This window comes from Micromonospora gifhornensis, assembly GCF_016863515.1.
Taxonomy (GTDB): Bacteria; Actinomycetota; Actinomycetes; order Mycobacteriales; family Micromonosporaceae; genus Micromonospora; species Micromonospora gifhornensis.
In genome coordinates, this window is record NZ_BOPA01000039.1 from 64,557 (window position 1) to 72,379 (window position 7,823).

Annotated in this window: 3 protein-coding genes; all 3 read left to right on the plus strand. The window is 70.5% G+C overall.

From position 1 onward, the window contains the following. The first annotated feature begins 70 nt into the window (after nt 1-70). Entirely contained in the window at nt 71-1,996 is a 1,926-nt protein-coding gene (locus Vgi01_RS25230; protein WP_239089144.1) for a copper resistance CopC family protein, read from the plus strand. Nucleotides 1,997-2,208: 212 nt separating this feature from the next. Then, nucleotides 2,209-5,229 (plus strand): beta-xylosidase family glycoside hydrolase, encoded by a 3,021-nt coding sequence (locus Vgi01_RS25235; RefSeq protein ID WP_239089145.1) that lies wholly within the window; start codon nt 2,209-2,211, stop codon nt 5,227-5,229. A gap of 71 nt (nt 5,230-5,300) precedes the next feature. Further along, nucleotides 5,301-7,712: a family 43 glycosylhydrolase gene (locus tag Vgi01_RS25240; RefSeq protein ID WP_204292703.1), complete on the plus strand. Its 2,412-nt coding sequence runs from the start codon at nt 5,301-5,303 to the stop codon at nt 7,710-7,712. Nucleotides 7,713-7,823: the final 111 nt, after the last annotated feature.

Here is a 7,823-nt window from a genome sequence, read left to right on the forward strand (position 1 = left end):
GATAGATGCGTCTTGGCCAAAGCTGCGCCGTCGTGAGGATGAACTGATGCGTCGTTGCCCTCGGACCACGGTGCGTGTCACCTCTGGCCTGCTCGCCCTGCTGCTCGCCACGGCGGTCGCCCTGCTCGTCACACCGACGCCGGCGTCGGCGCACGGCAGCCTGGCGATGTCCACCCCGAAGGCCGACGCCACGGTGAGCGAGCCGCTGACCACGGTGCAGCTCTACTTCACCGAGCAGGTGGTGCCGAACGCCCACTTCGCGGTCACCGCGCCGGGCGGCACCCGGGTCGACAACGGCTGGTCGCACGGGCAGCCCCGGCAACTCGACCGGCCGGTGCGGGAGTACTTCCTGGTCGACGGCACCTTCCAGCCGCGCGAGTACACGACGGGTTTCCCGGCGGTGGTGAACCTGGCACACCTGCCGGCGAAGGGTCGCTACACGGTCAGCTACCTGTCGGTGGCCTCCGACGGCGAGCCGGTACGCGGGACGATGAGCTTCCGCTACACCGGCCCGGCGACCCCGGCTCCGGCCGGCTGGCGTCCGCCCACCGACCAGCCGGACCCGGCCCTGGTCGCTGCCGCCGACCAGCACGGACACGACAGCGAGCCGTCAGCCGCCTCCGCCGCCCCGCCGGCGGAGGCCCCGCCGGCCGCCGCACCGGCACCGACCTCGGACGGCGGTCCCGGCGCCGGGACCTTCACCACCGTCGCGATCGCGGTCGCCGCTGCCCTGATCGGTCTGCTCGTCTGGCGTCGTCCGGTGCTCGTCGGTCGGCTGCTCGGGCGAGCGGAGCGCACCCCACCGCGCGCTCGCGGCTCCCGCAAGGGACCGAAGAGCACGCCCTCCCGTTCGGCCGCACCGGCCGGCCGGACCCGGTCCGGCTCCGCGACCAGGGCCCGCCCCGGCGCGACCGACCGACGGCGTACGACTGCCGTTGCGGCGGCCCGCTCCGGCGGCGAGGCCGTCACCGCCCGCCCCGCCGCGACTGCACCCTCGACGGCCCAGTCGACGCCACCCTCGACGCCACAGTCGACTGCGCGGTCGACAGCGCAGGGCGACGAGTCGCCGCCTGTCGATCGGTCGAGCAACACCCGGCTGGCGTTGCTCGTCGGCGGGTTGGTGGTCGCGTTGCTGGCCGGGTTCGGGCTCGGTCGCCTCGGTGGTGGCGAGCAGCGGGCGGCGACCGACGCGCAGCCGGGCGGCATCAGCGTGCCCGCGGCCGGCTCGGCCGCCGACGGGCACCAGCATCCGCCGGGCACCGGAGCACACGCACACAGCGCAGACGGCGGCGACCAGGTCGCCGGGGCGTGGGTCAGCGCCGCCGGATACACCATGCAGCCGGTGCAGCGGTCTCAGCCGCCCGGCGTACGGGTGGACTACCAGTTCCGTATCGTCGACGGCAACCGGCAGCCGGCGACCGACTTCGCGGTCGTGCACGACGAGCCGCTGCACCTGATCGTGGTCGGTCGTGACCTCAGCGGCTACCAGCATCTGCACCCGAGCATGAGCCCGGACGGCGTGTGGACCGTACCGCTGGAGTTGCCCCGGGCCGGTGACTACCGCCTCTACGCCGACTTCTCCGTCACCACCGCCGACGGCCGGCAACTGCCGCTGGTGCTCGGCGTCGACCACCACGTGCCCGGCGTCTACACCCCGGCACAACTGCCCGCACCGGAGCCGAAGGCCACCGCCGGGCCGTACACGGTGTCGATGGAGGGTACGCCGACCATCGGACTGAGCGCCCCGATCGTGCTGCGGGTCGCGGGGGCCTCCGGGCCGGTGCAGTTGGAGCCCTACCTCGGCGCGTACGGGCACCTGGTCGTGGTGCGCGAGGGTGACCTGGGCTATGTGCACGTTCACCCGGAACCGGAACTTGCCGACGGGGCGGTCACGTTCTGGCTGACCGTGCCGAGCGTCGGACGGTACCGGGCCTTCTTCGACTTCCAGGTCGACGGGAAGGTGCACACCGCCGACTACACGCTCGACCTGAGCTGACCGCCTCGACGTCCACTGTGGTGGCCCGCGCGCGCCGCGTCTCCACCCGGCCCCGCTCCAGATCTGTCGGGAGCGGGGTGTGGGAGCGCTCACATCGGACCTTCCGGGAGATGTTGCTTGAAGATTTCACGCAAGTATCGAGCGGGGTCTTGACGATCGTTGTTAGCGCTAACACGATAAGGGTCCCGCCACGCTCGCGTCTGGAGCTCGCTATGCAAGTGTCCGTCGCCGCTGCCGCCGACCCCCGCCCCGCGTCCGGGCCACCTCGACCCATCACCTCGTTACGCACCGTCGCGCGTGCCGCGACCCGCCTCCTCACCGCGCTGCGACCGCCCCGCCGTGGCCTCGCGTTGGCCACCGCCGGTGCGCTTGTCGGTGCCGGCGCGGTCGTTCCCGGCACCGCACACGCCGCCGAACCCTGGTCGCCCCGCCCGTCGTACACCTCGACCGACCGGGGTGACGGCACCTACACCGTGCCGCTGCTGCGCTCCGACGTGCCGGACATCAGCGTGGAGCGGGTGCCGGCCGCCGAGAACGACGAGGGCCGGGACATCTACTACATGATCAGCACCACCATGCACCTGAGCCCGGGTGCGCCGATCATGAAGTCCTACGACCTGGTCAACTGGGAGATCGTCAACTACGTCTTCGACCGGGCGAACATCAGCGACTCGTTCTCGCTGCGCAACGGCCAGAACTCGTACGGGCAGGGCCAGTGGGCCTCGTCGCTGCGCTACCACGACGGCATGTTCTACGTCGCCTTCAACACCAACAACCTGGGCGGCGCGTACATCTACCGCACCGACGACATCGAGAACGGCGCGTGGCAGCGTACGGCGCTCGGCCGAGGGCTGCACGACCCGTCGCTCTTCTTCGACCACGACGGCACGCCGTACATCTTCTACGGCAACGGCAACATCAGCGCGGTACGCCTCAACGCCGGGCTGACCGCCATCGTGGCCGAGTACCCGAACGTGTTCACCGCCAACGACTACGCCGGCCAACCGTTCATCGGCGGCCTCTTCGAAGGCGCACAGTTCTACTACATCGACGGCCACTACTACGCGGTCATCATCACCTGGCCCTCCGGCCAGGGCCGTCAGGTGGTCATGCTCCGCTCACCGGAACTGCTCGGCCGGCACACCGCCCCCGGCGGGGTGAACACCTGGCAGGCGCGCGGTGTGCTCAACTCCAACGGCTTCGCCCAGGGCAGCCTGGTGCCGATCGCCCGCCCCGGCGGTGCCACCGACTGGTACGGCATGTTCTTCCGGGACACCTTCCCGATCGGGCGTATCCCGGCACTGATCCCCGCCACCTGGTCCGACGGCTGGCCGACGTTCGGCACCAACGGCGTGGTGCCGGTCGAGGGCGCGTTCGACAAGCCGATCCGGCTCGGCCCGGCGGAGGAACTGTTCGAGCAGCAGAAGAGCATCGTCGTCTCCGACGACTTCGCCAACGACGCGCCGCACAAGGCGTACATGGACGAGCAGTGGACGATTCCGACGCCACCGGCCGTCGACGAGTCGCTGCTCGGCGTCGAACTGCTGGACAACGCCGGCTTCGAGTCCGACGAGGTGTCGCCCTGGGCCGCGCAGTTCGGTGCGACCCTCGCGCGGGACACCGCCGACCCGGCGACCGGCTCGGCGGCGTTGAAGGTCAGCAACCGTACGCTCAACGGCTCCGGCCCCAATCAGTACCTCGCCGGCAAGCTGCAGCACGGCGTCACCTACACCGTTTCCGCGAAGGTCAAGTACACCTCGGGCCCGAGCAGCATCCGGTTCAACCTGGTCGCCGACTGGGGCACGGGCGTGCAGGTGATGACCTTCGGCACCGTCCCGGCGGGGCAGTGGACCACCGTCACCGGCCAGTACACCCTGCCGGCCTCGGCGAACCTGAGCAACGTCAAGTTCGCCGTGGAGACGCCGTGGGCCAACCCGCAGCCGGTCTCGTCCAGTGTGGAATATCTGCTCGACGACGTGTCGATCATCGGGCAGCGCTCCACCACCGAACATCCGACCGAGGCCGAGATCCGGCCCAACGGGTCGCGGCTGGACATGGCCTGGGAGTGGAACCACGCCCCGGACAACCGGTACTGGTCGCTCACCGACCGGGAGGGTTGGCTGCGGCTGACCACCGGCAAGGTGGTGACCGGCGACTACGTCTACACCAAGCTGTCCAACCGGGCCGAGCTGGCCTGGTTCGAGGAGGCCCGCAACACGCTGTCGCAGCGTACGTTCGGCCCCCGGCAGTCCGCCGAGACCAGGATGGACATCTCCCGGATGCGCGACGGTGACGTCGCCGGGCTGGCCGCCTACAACCGGGGCTTCTCGTACGTGGCGGTCAATCGGGCCGGCGGGGTGAACACCCTCGGCGTGGTCAACCGGGGCCAACCCTTCGCCGTCGACCTCGACCAGTCGACGCTGGAGAACTTCCTGCCCGGCACTACCGTCGCGCTGGGCGACGCCACCGAGGTGCACGTCAAGGCCGACCTGGACTTCGCCGCGCCGACCGGGCAGCTGTGGACCACCTTCCACTACAGCCTGGACGGGTTGACCTGGACGCAGTTGGGCAACCGGGTCGGTCCGCAGGTCCTCGACGGCAGCCTCGCCCACTTCATGGGTCACCGGGTGGGCCTGTTCAACTACGCGACCCAGCAGACCGGCGGCCAGGTCGACTTCGACCACTTCCTGCTCAGTGACACCCTCACCGCGCAGAACCGGCCGTTGGACACCACCGCGCTCGACGCGGCCATCGCGTACGCCGGCACGCTCGACGAGGCGCAGTACCCGGCCGACGCCTGGGCCGCGATGCGGGCCGCGCTCGCCGCCGCGACCACGGCACGGGCCGGCGAGTTCGGCACCCAGAACCAGATCGACGCGCCGGAACGGGCCCTGAGCTACCAGCTCGCCCGGCTCGGCGTGCTGCGCGCCGCCACCGGCGAGCTGCCGGTCACCGTCAGCGCGCAGACCCGGTGCGTCGCCGGCAAGGTCTACCTGGCGGTGCAGGCCCGCAACGACCACGACGGGCCGGTCGACGTGGTCGTGGAGACCGCGTACGGCGAGCGCAGCTTCCCGGCCGTCGCGCCGGGCGCCAACGCGTACCAGCAGTTCACCACCAGGGCGACCGCCATCCCGGCCGGTACCGCGACCTTCCGGGTCACCGGCACGGTCGACGGTCGGGACGTGACCACCGTCCGCACCGCGGATCACGCCGCCACCACCTGCGGCGGCTGACCCCCGAGCTGCCCCGGGGCCGGACCCACGCCGGCCCCGGGGCCCCGTCCCACGTTGAAGGAGGACATTTCGTGACACCACATCTGCGAAGGGCGACCCGTCGCCGGGTCACCGCGATCGCGGCTGCCGGCCTGCTGCTGGCCGGCTTCGTGTCGGCGGCACCGGTCCAGGCCGCCGACACGAACCTCATCGTCAACGGCGGCTTCGAGGAGGGCTTGACCGGCTGGTTCGTCAACAACGGCAACTCCACCGACGCCGCCACGCTCACCCCCACCAGCGACGCCTGGTCCGGTGCGACCGCGGTGCACGTCACCAACCGGGCGACCACCGGCTCCGGACCGATGCAGGACCTCTCCGGCAAGGTCCAGGCCGGCCAGACGTACGCGCTCAGCGCCCGGATCAAGTACGACAACCCGCAGTCACCGGGGACGAAGCAGTTCTTCGCCACCATGCACTACGGCGGCGGCACCTACACCAACCTGGTAAGCGTCACCGCGACCCGGGGCCAGTGGGCGCACTTCAACGGCCAGTTCACCATCCCGGCCAGCCAGGGCGTGTCGACCGCCCGGCTGTTCTTCGAGACGCCGTGGACCAGCAATCCGGCAAGTGACCCCAACCTGCACCTGATGGACTTCACCCTCGACGACGTCTCGGTGGTCGGCGCCCCGCCGCCCCCGCCGGCGTCGAAGACCATCGAGGTGGTCGGCAAGCTGCCCGGCGAGCACAACCCGTTGATCGGGCACAAGTTCGGTGCCGACGGGTACGGCTTCGTCCACGACGGCCGGGTGTACATGTACATGACGAACGACACCCAGGGCTACGCCCCGAACCCGACCACCGGGGTCTCGCCGGGCATCAACTACGGCGACATCAACCAGATCACCGTGATCTCCACGACGGACATGGTCAACTGGACCGACCACGGCGAGGTCCAGGTCGCCGGGCCGAACGGCGTCGCGCCGTTCACCAGCAATTCGTGGGCGCCCGGCATGGCCAAGAAGGTCGTCGACGGCCAGGAGAAGTTCTTCCTCTACTACGCCAACAACGGCAGTTCGAGCAACGTGATCACGGGTGCGTCGCCGATCGGCCCGTGGACCAGCGAGCGCACCAGCACCCTGATCGACGGCCGTACCCCCGGTGCCGAGGCGGTCGCCTGGAAGTTCGACCCGGCGCCGTTCGTCGACGAGGACGGCGAGCCGTACCTCTACTTCGGTGGCGGTCCCGCGTCGACGAGCATGCCGGCGGCCGAGCGGTTCAACAACCCGAAGAACCTGCGCGCGATCAAGCTGGGCGACGACATGGTGTCGACCGAGGGCACCGCGGCCGTGGTGGACGCCCCGGTGGCCTTCGAGGCCGCGCAGGTGTTCAAGCGTGACGGCAAGTACTACCTGTCGTACTCGTCGCACTTCGGCGGCAGTGACTTCGGTGGCAACCAGACGCCGCTGCCCGGCTACCCCGGTGGCGGCCAGATCGGCTACATGATCTCCGACGACCCGATGTCGTGGCCCAAGGAGACCTACGCCGGTGTGCTGTTCCCGAACCAGTCGCAGTTCTTCGGCACCGGCACCGGCGGCAACAACCACCAGTCGGTCTTCGAGTACGAGGGCAAGTACTACTTCACGTACCACGCGCCGACGCTGAACAAGCGGATCAACGGCAACACCACCCAGGGCTACCGCAGCCCGCACATCCAGGAACTGGCCTTCAACGCCGACGGCACCATCCAGCAGGTGGTCGGCACGTACGCGGGCGTCGAGCAGGTCCGGGACTTCGACCCGTACCGGGTGTTCGAGGCGGAGACCTTCGGCTGGAGCAAGGGCATCGCCACCGCCAAGGTCGACGGTGGGTCCGCCGAGTTCGGTGGCTCCGCGCCGAACCTGATCGTCCGTGACATCGACAACGGCGACTGGACGGCGCTGTCGTCGGTGAACTTCGGCGCCGGTGCCGGCACCGTGACCGCCAAGGTGCGCCCGCTGGCGGCCGGCGGCCAGATCCAGGTCCGGCTCGACGAGGTCGGCGGGCCGGTGGTCGCCACCATCCCGGTCGACGGGACGATCGGCGAGTGGACGGAGCTTTCCGCCCAGCTCGACGGTGTCTCCGGCGTGCACGACGTCTACTTCACCTTCAGCGGCCCCGCCGGCACCGACCTCTTCGACCTCGACACCTGGCAGTTCACCGCCGCTGCCGCCGAGTTGCCGGTGACCGCCACCGCGCAGACCCGGTGCATCGGCGGCACCGTGTACCTGGCGGTGCAGGCCCGCAACGACCACGACGGGCCGGTCGCCATCGAGCTGGAGACCGCGTACGGTAAGCGCTCGCTGTCCGCCGTCGCGGCCGGGGCGAACGCCTTCCAGCAGTTCAACACCCGCACGGCGACGCTCGCGGCCGGCACGGCGACGGTCCGGGTCACCGGCTCGATCGACGACCGGACCGTGACCACGACCCACACCGTGAACCACCCGGGCGCCACCTGCGGCGCCTGACACCTACGGGCAGAAACGGAGCATTCGATGGACACAGGCAAACGCAAGCGGCTGCTGGCGGCCGGTGCCGCTGTCGGTCTGCTGGCCGGCGCGGTGGCGGTGGGTTCGCCC